We start from the raw sequence: 14,773 nt of genomic DNA, 5'->3' as shown, positions 1-14,773 counted from the left end.
GGTTTCGGGGGTTTCACCGATGAAATGAAAGCCAGGGAACACGCGAGCGGGCCGAGGGCTCAGTCGAGTCGGTACCGCAGTAGCGCCGCGATACCGCCAAGGTTCGAGAGTTGCTGTCCGGGCGCGAACTCCGCGGAGAAGACGGTCACGTCACCACCTTTCTGCTCTGTCGTCTCGATGATCTGGTCGACGTCGATATCCCAGTCGCCCTCGCCGGCCCGCTCCAGCCGGAGGCGCTCATCGAGTACAAGCAGCGTTTCGATAGCGCCGTAGTCGGCCGCCTTGGCGACTTCCTCCGGGCCGTAGGCGACCTCCGCGCCCGACCCGATGCGCTCCATCAGTTCGTCGATGTAATCCGCCTCCTCGGCGATGCGAGTCTGCTGTTGCACGTCCTCGACAGCGCCGCGTTTGAGCACTTCGTGGACGCCACGGTCGCCGACGGCCGACGTGTCCACAACCGTGATCTGTTCGGCGATCTCGGGAATCTCGTCCTGAAAGTGGTCGAGCGCGTCCTGCTTGGTGAAGCCGGGGCCAGCGAGGATGTACGCGTCCACGTCCTGGCGCTTGAGCACGGAGGCCAGCTCGTCGAACAGTTCCTTCCGCGGGCGGGCGTACTCCCCCTTGCCAGTCGTCGAGGTGATGGTCGCCCGCTCCTCGGTGCCGTACTGGGCGACCGTGTGGACGTGGGCCTCACCCTCCTCGACGGTCGCGATTGCCACGTCGGGGTTCTCCGTCGCTTCGACAGCCTCCTCCAGGCGGTCGGCCTGGTCGGGCTTGAGGTGTTTCTCGACGGTGAGTTCGGTGTGTTCCTCGACGTTGAGTGTGTGGTGAAAACCGAGCTGGTCCTCCCGCGAGCAGTCGACGATTTCCCCGCCGACCCGGAGGCGGTTGGCGAACTTCGCGAACTCCACGTCGGTGACCTCGATCTGGATCCACATCGGCTCGCGCTCGCCGCCCTTGTCCCGGAGGTTGTCGTCGTTGCGCTGGATGCGTCGCGTCGTATCGCCGGAGACGAGGTCCCCCGGCTCGATGACGTACGAGAGATGCCAGAGGTCGTCCAGCGTCTCGGGGACCACCTCGATGCGCTCTGCCCCTTCGGCGGTGGTCTCCTGACTCTGTATCTGCATACCCGAGAGTCCGCTTCAGGGACACAAGTGTTCTGCCATTCGTTGCGCTACCGAGGTGAAAAACAGATACTGGGCCGTCAAGCGACAGAGCGCGAAGCGGGTGTCTCAGAGTCGAAACCGAGAGCCGGAACTTCCCGGATCGCCGTCCCGATAGCGTACGCGCCGGCGACGTTGCCGTAAAACGAAATGAATGGGACCAGGACGACGCCGACCACGGTGACGGAGGCGAAGCCGCCGACCACCTGCGCGCCGATAGCGATACCGACGGCGACCACCCACGCGACGGCGTACGTCCCTGATCCGCCAATCGTACGCAGCGCGCCGGGCGAAAACGCCGCACCGACGCGCCCGGTCACTGCGTACGCAGCCACGGCTGCGGGGAGGAGATACGCTACGCCGAGCGAGACAGCGACGGTGACGACGATAACGACGAGCGCGAGCAGGAGACCGCCGATGGCAATACCCGCCGACGGTTCACCGCCTGCCGTCGTGACCACGGATGCAGGCAAGATGAACGACGCGATTGCGAGGCCGATGACCACCAGCGGGACGAGCGAATACACCAGCGAAATCAGAAATGCGACCAGTCCTTCGACGAGCAACTCCCCCCACTCGTCAAACACCGGCGGGATCTCGTCGTTGCCCTCATGCACTGCCCTGACGACCCGGACGAGATAGCCGTACACGAACAACACCGGGATGAAAAACACGCCCAGCAAGCTCAACACGCCGCCGACCAGTAGCGTTTCGACCTTCTGCTCGCCGTTCCAGGGGTAGCGAAGTGCGTCTTCAAACATGGTGGGTGTATCACTCGGCGGGCGACCAGCGGCCGACCGGCTCCGTGATATCGCGGTGTTCAAACGCAGATGACATAAAAGAACGCCAACAGACCGATACTCCCGGACTGGGATTGGCACACCCGCCTACGCGGCGGGGCGGCCGTCCGGCAATACGTCGCCCGGATCGACCGCAGGCATCTCTCGGACGGCGGTCCCGATAGCGTAGGTCCCGGCCACGTAGGCGTAGAACACCACGAAGGGAGCAAGAACGGCACCAACGACGGTGGCGTTCAGGACGCTGATGACGACGCCGGCGAGGAGGCTGATCCCGAACGCGACGAGCCAGCCGGTCGCGTAGGTCCGACTGAACACGAGCGGGCGAAGCTCGCTCGGCGAGAACGCCGCGCCGACGCTGTCGGTCCGAACATAGGCGACGACGGCAGCAGGGACTGCGTACGCCGCGGCCAGGGAGATGACGAGCATTCCGAGCGCGGCGACTGTAACGAGCAGGCCCGCGACCAGGCCGCTGAGCAGCGTGTCGCCGCTGGGTCCGAAGGAGACAACGGTGAGGAACAGCGCCGCCGTCACGATCACCGTCGGGACCAGCGAGTAGACGAACGCGATGGCGAACGCCTTCAGCCCGTCCATGCCCAACTCGCCCCAGTCGTCGAACACCGGCGGTTCGGTTTCGCCGTTCAGTACCGCCCGGAGCGTCCGGACGACGTACCCGAACACGAAGAACAGCGGGACGACGAGGACGCTCAGGAACAGCAACGCGCCCCCGATGGCGATTGTTTTCACTGCACTGTCGCTCTCTCGCGGATACGTTATGGCTTCTTGGAACATGATGGTACTCCGTGACATCAGGCTGGCCGACGTGGCCGCTGCCACGTCAGTCACGACGAGGTGTCACATTGAACTATAATACAACTTACAAGTATATATACCAATACGTGTGCCGTGCTATCACTCACAGACAACTCCAACGGTGGGGTCAGCGGGTCACTCGCTGGCGGAGTCCGCGGCCGCCTGCAGTCGCGCGAACGCCTCCCACGAGGGGTCTGCGCCGGGGTGTGACTGTTGAACGCCGTCGACGTACAGCCCCTCGCCGACGGTCACCTCGCCGACGACGGCGGCCGGCGTCCCGCGGTCACGGAGCGCACCGACGACGTCGTCGGCGTCTGTGGGGTCGACAGCGGCCAGCAGCGTCCCGCAACTGCTGACGTGCCAGGGGTCGATATCGAGCGCGTCACAGAGCGCCCCGACGCCGTCTGCCAGGGGGACCGCCTCGCTATCAACGTCGAAGCGTGCACCTGCGCCGTCGGCCATCTCGATGAACGCCCCGGTGATACCGCCCTCCGTGGCGTCGTGCATCGCCGTCACCGCACCGGCGTTGGCCGCGGCCGTGGCGTCCTCGACGAGCGCGGTGTCAGCCAGGCGCTCCTGTGCGGCGGCAATGCGGTCTGGTGAGAGCCCGATCTGCTCCGGAAAGAGGGTCGCGAACAGGCCCGCGACCTCCGCACCGGGGCCGGTCCCGACGACCAGTTTGTCGCCCGGCCGCGCGCCGTCCGGCCGGACGATGTCGTCGTGGGACCCGACGCCAAGCACCGTCGCGCCGCCGACCCAGGAGTAGTCGACGCCCGAGTAGCGGGCGGTGTGGCCGGTGACGACGCTCACACCCACTTCATCGGCCCGCCCGGCGAAGCCGTGCCACATCGCCGCCAGTTCGTCGTCGGTCATCTCAGGCGGGAGGGTGAACGTCACGGAGAGGTGCGACGGCGGAACCCCCGAAACGGCCACGTCAGCCAATACTACATCGAGCGCAAACCGTCCGGCCCGCTCGAAGCCTAAATCGGGGAGGACCGACAGGGGATCGGTCGCCGTGACGAGGGCCTCGCCGCCGATATCGATGACGCCGAAGTCGATGCCGTGGGTCGGGCCGAGCACCACGTCCTCGCGGTCCGCGCCCAGTTCGGGGTAGATGACGCTGTCGAACAGTTCGCGGTCGATTTTCCCGAGGTCACTCATCCAGACAGCCACCTCCAGCCCGAACGCGCTGGCCCGGCATCGTCACTCCTCGGTCATCCGACTGCCGCCGGGCGGCAGAAACTCCTGTATCTGGTCCGGACTGGCGACTTTGCGAACGAACGACTCGTCGGCGAACCGCGAGCGGAACTCACGGTACAGTCGCTTGGCGATGTCGTTCTGGGCGTACTGGCCCGGTTCGACGGTGATGCTCGTCGCGGCCTGCCCCTCGATAGCCGCCGGTGGACCGCCGATGGCCCGCGTCTCGTCGTCGCAGGTGATGCCGACAGCGACGCCAACCGGCGTCGACTCGAAGTACGTCCGGTCGCCGCGGATAGCAAACCCGCCCTTCTCCAGGTACTCGCCGCTTTCGGGCGTTTTCGACACCTGGTCGGGGTCGACCATGTACACGTCGCCGGCGAACTTCCCGTCCTTCCAGACCGAGGAGTACGAGACCGCGAACTGGGCGGCCTCGTCCAGCGAGGACTGCGGGAAGTCGACCTCCTTTGACGGCTCGCTGGGACCGGTGGCTTTCAGCACCGTGACCGGGCCACCGTGGGCCTGGGCGTGGAAGAACTTGTCACCGCCCTCCAGGTACTTCTTGACCAGTTCCTCGTTCTCGTCGGCGTCACGGCCGCCGATGACGAGGAAGCCGTCCGAGGTGTGGAACCAGCGGAACTGCTCGTACCAGCGCTCGGTCGACCGGGTTGGAATGGACTGCATCGAGAGCCAGTCGGTCGGTTCGTCCTCGCCCTCGTCCTCGTCGACGTCGTCTTCGCTGTCGTCGGCTTCCCACTCGTCCCGACGTTCCTTGACCGCTTCGAGGTCCTCGCGAGTGTTCTCGATTGCGGCGAGCGCACCCTCCTTCTTCTCCTCGATGCGTTTTGCCTCCTTGTACAGTTCGTCGGCGTTCTTCTCGACACCGGTGAAGGCGTCGACGGTGACGCGCGTCCCGTCGATGTCGAGGGTCACCGTTCCCTCGCTTCCGTCGAGCGAGACGACCGCCTCGGCGGCCGCGATGCCGCGGTCGGCCCCCTCGTCGAACTTCGCCTCGATGTCGTCCCAGGACACGTCGTCCTCGCGGGCGGCCTGGACCGTCGAGAGCACGTCGTCGACGAGGTCGTAGTTGGCGTACAGCAGTTCGGCCTTCTCCCGCTCGGCCTCGGCGTCGGCCTCGAAGTCCTCGATGGCCTGCTCCTGCTGCTGGATGATGCGTTTCTGCTTCTCGATCTCGGCCTCGAAGTCCGGCCGCTGGGTCTCGCCGCCCTCGACTTCCTCCTCGCGCTGGAAATTGAAGAAGTAGTCGTCCAGCGCGGGATTGAACTCCGTGAAGGACTCGCTGTACAGTTCCTCGTACTCCGCCAGCGGAATCGGCGTCACGTCTACGCGACGGCGGTCTGGTTCGTCGTCGCCCTCCCCGCTGCTTGCACCCCCATCGTCGTCGAGGGTCTCGTAGTACACCCGGGGGTCGACGTTCCCCTCACGCAGACGCGTCTTCATCTCGTCGACGAGTTCGTACAGCCGCTGGAAATCGGACTCGTCGAGGTCGTCAACGGCGACGTTGTAGTCGATGCCGGCGCGGGTACACAGCTCCTCGCCATACAAGCCGCCGAAGTTCAGCTGTGTCGCCAGCGTCCGCACGAGGTCGGCGTCGGATTCCTCGATCCGGGCGACGAACCCGTCGTAGTCGACGGTCATCGGGTTGAACCGCGCCGAGGGGAACTCGTAGGGCGTCCCCGGCGCGACAGTCCTCGACTTGAGCCGCACCGTCTCCAGACAGTCGATAACCTCGCCGTGTTCGTCCAGCACGGCGACGTTCCCGTCGCCGAACAGTTCTGCGACAATAGTCGTCGAGGCGTCCTCGCGGTCGAACTCCAGTTCGATGATGCGGTCGAACTCGAACTGCTCGACGCGGACGAGGTCGGCCCCCGACAGCCGGTTCCGGAGCATCATCGCGAAGTCCGGGGGGCGACCCGGTGCGTCGGGGACGTGGCTCTGGTCGGCAACGTGGGCGCGCTTGACGTCGCCGACCTCGATGAGGAACTCGACGCGCCCGCGGTCGAAGTCCCGGAGCTTCAGTCTGACGAGGTCGTCCTCGGGGTAGAGGTACGCCTTGTCGAGCTTCGCGCCCTCGTAGCCGGCGAGTTCACCCTCCAGGGCGGCGAGGTCGACGCTCGTCAGTTCCCGCTTGTGGTCCATGTCGGTGGCTGTCGGCGGGCACCCAAAGGCGTTCCGTTACCCGCTGTCGGCGATTGCCTCGCCCGTCTCCAGTCCGTTCCGCAGCGCCGCGTGGAGTCGCCCCTCACCGGCCACCCAGTCGCCGGCGAAGTGCAGGTCGTGCTCGGCCGCACACGACAGCAGGTCGTGGTCGACTTCGCCTTCGGGCTGGGAGTAGCGCCAGTGCTGGTGGTCGGTCCAGTCCGGGTCTGCCAGTCGGTCGTCGTCCAGCAGTCGCGCCGTCCGCGCCGCGATATCCCCAATGAGTGTGTCGGGATGTTCGTCGTAGTTCGCAATCGACCACGGTTCGTTCATCTGGACCAGCAAGAGGGACTCGCCGTCGGGGACGTGCCCGCCCTTGCACTCCTCGCGGCCGATCCAGCCGATGTCGTGGTCCTTGTCGCTGTTGACCGCGGCGTACCACGGCACGTCGAGTTCGAAGGGGTAGTGCAACACGCCGGCGATGACTGTCCGATAGGGGACCGAAGCGATTTCCTGCCGAAGGTCACGGCAGTCGTCGTGGTCCCACCGCGACTGCCCCAATAGGTCAGCCGTCTGCGGAGCCGGTGGGGTCAGCAACGCGGCGTCGAAGTGTCCCAGGTCGGCGCCGTCGCCGTCTTCGAGCCGCCAGCCGTCGCGGTGACGCTCCAGACGTTCGACCCGGACGCCGTTCTCTACCTCGGCGTCGGTCTCGCCGAACAGCCGCTTTGCGAGCTGCGTGATGCCCGCCTCGTACGTCCACTTGTGTTCGTCGGCGTCCCGACCGGCGTTGATTTCGCCCGCCCTGTCGAACGTGTACACCGGTTCCTCGATATCGACGAGCCCCTCGGTCGGGAGCGTCTCCGTGACCAGTTCCGTCACGCGGCCGTCGTCGGCCTTGAGATAGTTCGCCCCGTACTCGTACGTGCAGTCGCCGTGCCGACGGGTCGCGGCGCGCCCGCAGACGCCGCGGCTCTTCTCGAACACTGTCACGTCGACTTCCGCGTCGTGGAGCGCGTACGTTGCCGCCGCACCGGCAGCACCGGCACCGACGACTGCGAGGTCACGAGCCATACCTGATTGTCGGACGGTACGAGTAAAAACCCACCACACAATCAGTTCGGATCGCCAGCCTGCGGTCCGATTCAGCGGTCCCGCCGGCGTCGGAGATCCCGACGCGCCCAGCCGATGACGGCAAGAACCGCGACCACTACGCCCGCTTGTGCGAGTGAGAACCCTGGGCCCTGGGCCGCGGTTGTCGCCGCTTCATCGGCGCCGGTGGCCGAAACGGACTGGTTTTCGACCGTGAGCTGGCCCGCTGGCTCGCCGTTGACCCGGACGGTCCCGTCGACCGCCTCGAACTCGGTTTCGACGGCTGTTTCCTCCTCGGGATCGAGGGTCACCCGATTCGTCGCCACCGGTTCGCCATCGACTGTCACGGTCAGCGTCTCGTTGACCGGTTGCGACCGGGGATTCCGGACCGTCGTTCGCACGGTCGTATTGAACCCGGACCGAACCCAGTCAGCCGACAACGATGCGTCCGTGATGCGAAGGGGCCCGCTGCTGTCTGCGCCTCGTTCGGGCGTGCTGGTCGCCGTCGACTCGTCGGTCCGGTTCGGCTCGGTTTCGGTCGCATTGTCGGCCTGAGCGCCGCCCCCCGACGTCTCGTTCCGTGGCGTCGTCTCCTCCTCGGCCGGTGTCTCGGCCCGGTCCTGGTCATCGGCTTCGTCGCTATCCGAATCGTCGTCATCTGCATCGTCGTCATCCGCGTCTCCTTCCTCCGTCTCTTCGTCCGCTTCCGTCTCCGCATCTGCAGCAGTTAGCGTCCCGATAGAGACATCGTCGACGGCGATGGACTGTTCTCCAGGCTCGTCGGGAGCGTATTCGAACGTCACCTCCTCGCGTTCATCGGGTTTGATCTCCTCGGTCGTTCGTGTTTCGACTGTCGTTCCATCGGCCTGTAGGGACACCTCGTGCGTTCCGTTGCTTTCACCGGTGTTCTCGACAGTCGCCGTTACGTCGACGGCCTCGCCGACCTCGACCGTCCCCTCGTCTATGTCCGCACGTACCACGTCGAACGAAGCCGAGTCGTTGACGGTCAGTGTCCCCGCGTCGACGCCGTTGACCGACAGGTCGTACGCTCCCGTGGCGGCCGGTTCCACAGTGAAGGTGACGTCCCGCGTCGAACTACCCTCGATACTGACCTCCCTTGTCTGTGTCACCGTCCCGTTCCGCGTCAACTCCGCGGTGAACGTCCCGCTTTCGTTCCCGCTGTTCTCGACGGTCGCTGTGACCTCGGCCGTCTCTCCCTGCGTGACCCTCGTCGGGTCGACAGTCGCGTCGGTCACCTCGAAGGTCGCGCTATTGCCGGCGGCCGTGATAGCATCGGCAGCCGCCAGTGGAGAGGCCGTAATACCGCAGAGAGCCACCACAACAGTAATACCCAGCACACGTACCTTTGCCATGGTCGGGATTTATCCAGTAAAGCATTAGTTACGTATGAGGCAAGGTCACGGTAAGTTGCTCTTTCCGCGGATGCGAGACGGGACTCAGTACCGGCGTCGAAGGCGAGCAACGAGAGCACCCAGCGCGAGCACCAACGCGACTAGCTGGACGGTAAAGCCGGGTCCCGACGCAGCGGTCGTTTCTGGCGCTGGCTGAGCGCCTCCGCCGCTCTCGCCGGTGTCGTCGCCCCCGCTCGAATCCGACACAGTGCCAACGCGCAGGTCGCCGGCACTGACGCCGTTGACCGCGACTGCGCCGTCGACAGCCTCGAACTCCATCGTCACAGTGGTTTGTTCCCCGGCGGTAAGTCGGACGCTCCGAGAAGCGACCGGCTCGCCGTCAACGGTGACTGTCAACGTCTGTTCGATAGCTTCGTCGGTCGGGTTTTCGACTGTCGCCCGCACCGACGTGTTGAAGCCGGCCCGGACCCAGTCGGCCAGCAGGGACGCATCGGTGACCGTGAGTTCGGAGGGCGTCGGAGTCGGTGTGTTCGCATCCGAGGGCGCGGCTGTCGTCGGAGTGGACCCATTAGCGACCGGGGAGACGACAGCGATGGTTGACAGATGGGGCGACGTCGCCTGGATCGATTTGTTCGTCGCGTTGACGGTACTGGGTAGCTGACTCCAGGTTCCGTTGTGGTACTGGAACACCCGGACATCGTCCATCGACCCGTCCGCCGGCAGCGACGATTCGTTGAGCTCCAGGGTGTAGGTCGCACGGCTGATAGCAGACGCGTTTGCGCCGGAGGTGACGGTTACGTACCCCCGCACACCGTCTTCCTGAACCGCAGCCATGTCGTTCGGTGTGGCTTGTGGGCCGAGCATCGTCGCGTTGAACCCATCGCTTCCGTTGGTCACGTTGAGCGAGAGTCGGGAGAGCGTGAACGCCGGCGCGGTCGCAGACGGGCCGGAACGGTTCAGCGACTGCGAGACCGTCGAGTTTGCGGCGTCCGCAGTCACCTGGACAGTGACGCCGTTGTCGATTTGGGACTGCGAGATGGCCGGTGGTTCTGCGCCGCCGCCGTTGTCGGTCTCGTCCGAGTCGTCATTGAGATTGAATCCGCCGCCTCCACCGCCGCCTCCACCACCGCCGCCTCCACCGCCACCGCCGCCTCCACCACCGCCACCACTGCTTTCGGCTTCGACAGTGAGAGTGCCTGCGGAGACGCCACCGATTGTGAGCGACCGGTCGCCATCGCTGTCGAAGGAGATACTGAACGTGACAGTCTCGGTCTGACCGCCCGGGACCGGACCGATGGATCTGTTCTTGAGGACCTCGCCGCTCTCCGAGAGTTCCGCGGTGTAGTTCCCGGCCTCGGTCCCGACGTTCGCGATGGTCGCCGTCACGTCCACCGAGTCACCCTCCTCGACGGACGGACTGCTGAGTTGGGCGTTCTCCACCTCGAAGGTCGCTGGCTGGGTCACCATGACGGTGCCGCCGGAGGCACCGTTGACCGTCACGTTGTACTCGCCGCCGCTCTCGAAGACGTGAACGAACGTCATCTCGGTCTGCTCGCCGCCCGAGAGCGTGACGTTCCTCGAATTCAGGATCTCGTCGTTCGCCTGGAGACGGATCGGCGAGGTTCCCTCCTCGTCGCCGCTGTTGACGATAGTCGCAGTCACCTCGACAGCGTCGCCCGCCCGGGCGTCTGTCCGGTTCAGTTCGACGACCCCCGTATCGAAGGCGGCCGGTTCCTTGACAGTGACCGTGCCGGCTCGTTCACCGCCGACGTCAACCGCGTAGATGTCGCTGTCGTCAAAGGTGTGTTCGTACGTTACCTGGGTCGACTCGCCGCCGGCCAGCGTCACCGTCTGCGTCTCGACGACGGAGTTCGCGACGGAGAACGCCGCCTCGTAGGTCCCCTCCCGGTCGCCAGTGTTCGTGACGGTCGCGCTGATATCGACGGAACCGCCCTCGGTGACAGTTTCGCTCCCGACCTGCGCGTTACTGACGTCGAACGTCGCCGGTTCGGTGACCGTCACGCTGGCTCCATACTGGTTGTCGACAGCGATGGCGCGTGTCCCCGCGACGCCGAACGACCGAACGAACGTCACCGTCGTCGCCTCGCCGCCAGCGAGCGTTACCGGCTGCGTGTCTATCGTATTGCCGTCTTCCTGCAGCCGGACGTTTTCGGTTCCTTCCTCGTCACCCTCGTTCCGGACCGTCGCCGTGACCGCTATCGACTCCCCGGTGACGACGTCAGTCCGGTTCAGTTCGACGGTAGTCGTCTCGAAAGTCGCCGGTTCGGAGACTCGGACCGTGCCGACGCGTTCGCCATCCAGGTCGATTGCGTAGGTCCCGACGGCGGTGAACGGCTCCGTGAACGAGACGGTCGTGGATTCACCGGGATCGAGTTCCACCGCTCTGGAATCGGCGTTCTCGTCGGCCACCGTCAGCGGGATTTCATAGGTCCCTGCCCGGTCACCGGTGTTCGTCACGGTGGCAGTCACCTCGACACTGTCGCCCTCAGCCACGGCCGTCGAACTCAGCGCTCTGTCGGTCACCTCGAACGTGGCAGGCCGTTCGACCGTGACTGTCCGGGTTTCCTCGGTCGTGCCGAACTCGAACTCCCCGGTTTCTTCGAACGTGTGTACGTACGTGTCCGTCCCGGATTCGCCCGGTCCCAGATCGAATGATACAGCGTCGACGGACTCGCCGCCAACGGAGGTGAAGACATCTCGCTGCCCGGAGACTGCACCCGTGTTCTCCGCAGTGACGGTTAGCTCGACGGCACCTCCCCTGGGGATCGTCGTTGTGTTCCAGGCGTGATCTGTGACAGTGACGTTGGGCTTCCCGACGACCAGGGTACCGGCGGATTCACCGTTGACCGTCACCTCGTGTTCCCCGTCGTCGACGTATCCGTCGCTGGTTTCCAGCACGTACGTCGTCGTTACGTTTCGCGTCTGGCCCGGCCCGACAGTCGCCTCGTCAGCGCCGATAACCGTCACTTCCTGCCCGCCGACCTCGACGGTTATCGGGACCGTATCCGCTCTGTCACCCGCGTTCTCGAACGTGACCCACAGTCGGGGTTGCGGCGTGTTTTTCTGGCTCGTATCGACTCGCTTATCGACGAGTCCGGCGTCCTGTACCGCAACGTCCGGCGGTCCGGCTCCACCGCCCTCGTCGTCCTCCGGTTCGACCGTGATGGTTCTGGTTTCCTCAGCCGTGCCGAACTCGAACTCCCCGTTTTCGTCGAACGTGTGCACGTACGTGTCCGTCCCGGACTCGCCCGGTTCCAGGTCGAAGGACACCGCGTCAACGGACTCCCCGTCAACAGATACCTCGATGTCCCGCTGTCCGGACACAGCCCCCGTGTTCTCCGCGGTGACGCTCAGTTCGACAGCCCCGCCCTCGGTGACCGTCGTCGTGTTCCAGGAGTAATCAGTGGTACTGATGTTCGACTTCCCGACGACCAGGGTGCCGGCGGATTCCCCGTTGACCGTCACTTCATGTTGCCCGTCTTCGATGTAGCCGCCGTCCTCAGTCTCTAGGACGTACGTCGTGGTCACGTTTCTGGGCTCATCCGGCTCGACCTCCACCCCCTCGGTGTCAGTGACCGTCACCTCCCGCCCGCCGACCTCGACGGTTATCGTTTCCTCCCCGTCCTCGTCACCCGTGTTCTCGAACACGACCCACAGTTCGAGTTCCGGTGTCTGCATCTGTCCCGTGTCCGCTCGCTTGTCTCTCAGCCCGGCATCCGTGACCTGGATATCCGGTCCCTCTATCGTCGCTGTCCCGTGATTGGACGCAGCCGCGGCACCCGGACCGACTACCGGCATCGTCGACACCGCAACCACAGATAGTAGCGTTATCGCTGATAGCCACAGGCCCGTAATCTTACCCATGGGTTGGCCGATGACAGTATCGTAATTAGTTAGCTGGAACGAATCGCCGAGTAAGGTAGTATTATCGTGTTTGAGGCCCGCTATCGTCGGTTTTAGACTAATAAGGGCCACAGCCCGACATTACTGGTAATGGGCCGTTCGACGTGGCCGGCCTACACGGCCGGATAGACGGCATACATATAGTGCCTCAAATAGCGTCCGTTCCTTCGACCATCGCCCGTCGCCCCTCGCGCGATACGGGCGATTCCCCCGTGACTGGACTCACATCGCCACCGTTCTGTGGCTGTCGTTCATCGACGCCCATCACACATCCGATGGCAACAGAGTGGAAAAATCAGTCCGAAAGCGTTCAGAGGCGCTTGCTCACGTACGGCCCGTCCTGCTTGTACCCCAGCTTCTCCCGGTAGTACTGCCGGACACCGATGCCGGAGATGACGGCCAGTTTCGGGTAGCCGGCCTCGCGGGCCATCCGCTCGGCTTTCTCCAGCAGTTTCTTGCCGTAGCCCTTGTGCTGGTGGTCCTCCTCGGCACCCTCCTGACCGACGCCGACAGCGTTGCCGTAAACGTGGAGCTCGCGGACGATTGCGGCGTCCTGTAGCTCCCGGCGCACCGGGTCGTTCGGGAACCGGAGCCGGCAGAAGCCCACGAGCACGTCGTTGTCGAAGTCCTCGAAGGAGATGAAATGCTCCGTGCCGCCACAGGCGTCGTAGGTCATGACGTCGAGTTCGATGTTCTCGGCCTCGTTCTCGCTGTGTCCGGCCTCCCGACAGCGGATGCAGTCACACGTCCAGCCGTGCTCTTCCATCCGCTGCCAGGCGAGCTGTCGGAGGTTGGACTTCCAGACCCCGCCCTCGATGAAGTCGGCCGGGATGTCCCGCTGGACGCGTTGGAGGCGGGTGTAGCGGGGAATCATATCCTTGATTTCGGCGACCAGTTCAGCGGCCTCGTCGTTGTCCAGCGGGTCGAACTCGTCCTTGCGATACCAATCGTAGGTGACGGTTCCCTCGACGATGAGCGTCGGGTAGATCTTGAGGTAGTCCGGCCGCCAGTCGGTCTGGCCCAAGATGCGCCGGAAGTCCTCCAGGCACATCTCCTTTGACATCCCGGGCTGGCCCGGCATCATGTGGAATCCGACCTTGAACCCTGAATCGCGCAGCCGGCGGTTCGCGTCGATAGAGGCCTGGACGCCGTGGCCGCGGTGCATCTCGCGGTTGATGCGCTCGAAGGTCGTCTGGACGCCCACCTCGACTTTCGTCCCGCCGAGGTCGAGCATCCGGTCGATCTGCTCGGGGTCACACCAGTCGGGCTTGGTTTCGAACGTCGTGGCGACGTTGCGGACGTCTGCGGTCTCGTTCTCCGTGATGACGTCCTCCAGATAGCGGAACTCGTAGTCGTCCTCGGCGAAACTCACGTCCTCCGCGGGCGTCGGCTCCGCGTCCACGTCGAAATCGTTCATCGCCTCAAGGGCCCGCTTGACGAACCACTCCTGGTAGTCGTGGCTCCGGGCGGTCATCGTCCCGCCCATCAGGATGAGTTCGGCCTTGTCGACGGGATGGCCGATCTCCCGCAGTTGGTTGAGCCGGAGGGTCACCTGCCCGTAGGGGTCGTAGTCGTTTTGCTCGCCGCGGGCGGCAGCGGGCTCGTGGCCGGTGTAGGACTGGGCGGAGGAAAACTCCGAGTCGGGGCCGCCGGGACAGTACAGGCACTTCCCGTGGGGACATCGCTCGGGCGAGGTCATGATCGCGATGGGTGAGACGCCCGACGCGGTGCGGACCGGCTTGCGCTGGAGGACCTCCTCCAGCACCTCGCGGTGTTCCTGTGGCGCGTAATCGAGCAGTTCGGAGTTTTTCGGCACTTTCGGCGCGGAGTACTCCCGACAGACGTCGATCTTGGCCGACTCGACGTCGTCGCGCTCGACCTCGCCTGCGAGAATCCGGTCGACCAGCTCCGCACACACCTGCTGGAAGGTCTCTGTCTCGTCTGGGTCCGGCGTCTCCGTGCTCATCGGCGTTGTGCGAAATCGGCGTCTCGGCCGAATAAGCGTGTCGCTCGGGTATCGTCAGCGACGGGGGTGGCCGTGGGGTTCATTGTGCTGTCACGCCAAAGGGAACTATGAGCGGCGCAACGGAGGATACAGAGAGCCTCGACCGGCCGACCTTCCGCGGCTGCGTGGTCTGTTACAGCGCGGAGTGGGCTTACTACGGTGCAAAGAAGGCCGCCAGGTCAGTCTCGTCGGCCGATACGTCCCAGGAACCAGGCGGCGAACCGTAGTCGTACGATTGCGTGGCCGTTGGTT

Annotated in this window: 10 protein-coding genes; 1 reads left to right on the top strand and 9 read right to left on the bottom strand. The window is 64.9% G+C overall.

The genetic code is table 11. The features are described 5' to 3' along the window. Positions 1–59: 59 nt before the first annotated feature. From ACY9XZ_RS10980 to ACY9XZ_RS10940, 9 genes are all read right to left on the bottom strand, one after another. Complete coding sequence (locus tag ACY9XZ_RS10980; protein WP_424329150.1) at positions 60–1,127, bottom strand: mRNA surveillance protein pelota; 1,068 nt, start codon at positions 1,125–1,127, stop codon at positions 60–62. A gap of 77 nt (positions 1,128–1,204) precedes the next feature. Continuing rightward, positions 1,205–1,924 (bottom strand): DUF4013 domain-containing protein, encoded by a 720-nt coding sequence (locus ACY9XZ_RS10975; RefSeq protein WP_463457075.1) that lies wholly within the window; start codon positions 1,922–1,924, stop codon positions 1,205–1,207. Positions 1,925–2,050: 126 nt separating this feature from the next. Beyond that, a complete protein-coding gene (locus ACY9XZ_RS10970) occupies positions 2,051–2,752 on the bottom strand; it encodes a DUF4013 domain-containing protein (RefSeq protein ID WP_463457074.1) in 702 nt (233 codons plus the stop codon). A 156-nt stretch (positions 2,753–2,908) separates the two neighbouring features. Then, positions 2,909–3,934: an AIR synthase family protein gene (locus ACY9XZ_RS10965; protein ID WP_463457073.1), complete on the bottom strand. Its 1,026-nt coding sequence runs from the start codon at positions 3,932–3,934 to the stop codon at positions 2,909–2,911. 42 nt (positions 3,935–3,976) lie between these two features. Further along, the gene (rqcH, locus tag ACY9XZ_RS10960) at positions 3,977–6,130 is read right to left on the bottom strand and encodes a ribosome rescue protein RqcH (RefSeq protein WP_463457072.1); all 2,154 of its coding nucleotides are present in this window, start codon (positions 6,128–6,130) and stop codon (positions 3,977–3,979) included. A gap of 36 nt (positions 6,131–6,166) precedes the next feature. Next, positions 6,167–7,201 carry an NAD(P)/FAD-dependent oxidoreductase gene (locus ACY9XZ_RS10955; RefSeq protein ID WP_463457071.1) on the bottom strand — a complete coding sequence of 345 codons (1,035 nt, stop codon included), beginning with the start codon at positions 7,199–7,201 and terminating at the stop codon, positions 6,167–6,169. 71 nt (positions 7,202–7,272) lie between these two features. Beyond that, complete coding sequence (locus ACY9XZ_RS10950) at positions 7,273–8,592, bottom strand: CARDB domain-containing protein (RefSeq protein WP_463457070.1); 1,320 nt, start codon at positions 8,590–8,592, stop codon at positions 7,273–7,275. An 84-nt stretch (positions 8,593–8,676) separates the two neighbouring features. Next, the gene (locus tag ACY9XZ_RS10945; protein ID WP_463457069.1) at positions 8,677–12,477 is read right to left on the bottom strand and encodes a CARDB domain-containing protein; all 3,801 of its coding nucleotides are present in this window, start codon (positions 12,475–12,477) and stop codon (positions 8,677–8,679) included. Between the two features lie 349 nt (positions 12,478–12,826). Further along, positions 12,827–14,482, bottom strand: a complete 1,656-nt coding sequence (locus ACY9XZ_RS10940) for a tRNA uridine(34) 5-carboxymethylaminomethyl modification radical SAM/GNAT enzyme Elp3 (protein WP_463457068.1) — start codon at positions 14,480–14,482, stop codon at positions 12,827–12,829. A 107-nt stretch (positions 14,483–14,589) separates the two neighbouring features. On the opposite strand from ACY9XZ_RS10940, the gene ACY9XZ_RS10935 reads away from it, so the two are divergent. Then, positions 14,590–14,748: a hypothetical protein gene (locus ACY9XZ_RS10935; RefSeq protein WP_463457067.1), complete on the top strand. Its 159-nt coding sequence runs from the start codon at positions 14,590–14,592 to the stop codon at positions 14,746–14,748. Positions 14,749–14,773 lie beyond the last annotated feature (25 nt).

It is taken from the genome of Haloarcula sp. HT12, from assembly GCF_055271655.1.
The sequence above is the reverse complement of the archived record's forward strand: the minus strand, read 5'-3'. Positions and strand labels throughout refer to the sequence as shown.

What these genes read in the sequence shown, in the direction of transcription:
- ACY9XZ_RS10980 (WP_424329150.1), bottom strand. Translation starts at nt 1,127, where the DNA reads ATGCAGATACAGAGTCAGGAGACCACCGCCGAAGGGGCAGAGCGCATC.
- ACY9XZ_RS10975 (WP_463457075.1), bottom strand. Translation starts at nt 1,924, where the DNA reads ATGTTTGAAGACGCACTTCGCTACCCCTGGAACGGCGAGCAGAAGGTC.
- ACY9XZ_RS10970 (WP_463457074.1), bottom strand. Translation starts at nt 2,752, where the DNA reads ATGTTCCAAGAAGCCATAACGTATCCGCGAGAGAGCGACAGTGCAGTG.
- ACY9XZ_RS10965 (WP_463457073.1), bottom strand. Translation starts at nt 3,934, where the DNA reads ATGAGTGACCTCGGGAAAATCGACCGCGAACTGTTCGACAGCGTCATC.
- rqcH (WP_463457072.1), bottom strand. Translation starts at nt 6,130, where the DNA reads ATGGACCACAAGCGGGAACTGACGAGCGTCGACCTCGCCGCCCTGGAG.
- ACY9XZ_RS10955 (WP_463457071.1), bottom strand. Translation starts at nt 7,201, where the DNA reads ATGGCTCGTGACCTCGCAGTCGTCGGTGCCGGTGCTGCCGGTGCGGCG.
- ACY9XZ_RS10950 (WP_463457070.1), bottom strand. Translation starts at nt 8,592, where the DNA reads ATGGCAAAGGTACGTGTGCTGGGTATTACTGTTGTGGTGGCTCTCTGC.
- ACY9XZ_RS10945 (WP_463457069.1), bottom strand. Translation starts at nt 12,477, where the DNA reads ATGGGTAAGATTACGGGCCTGTGGCTATCAGCGATAACGCTACTATCT.
- ACY9XZ_RS10940 (WP_463457068.1), bottom strand. Translation starts at nt 14,482, where the DNA reads ATGAGCACGGAGACGCCGGACCCAGACGAGACAGAGACCTTCCAGCAG.
- ACY9XZ_RS10935 (WP_463457067.1), top strand. Translation starts at nt 14,590, where the DNA reads ATGAGCGGCGCAACGGAGGATACAGAGAGCCTCGACCGGCCGACCTTC.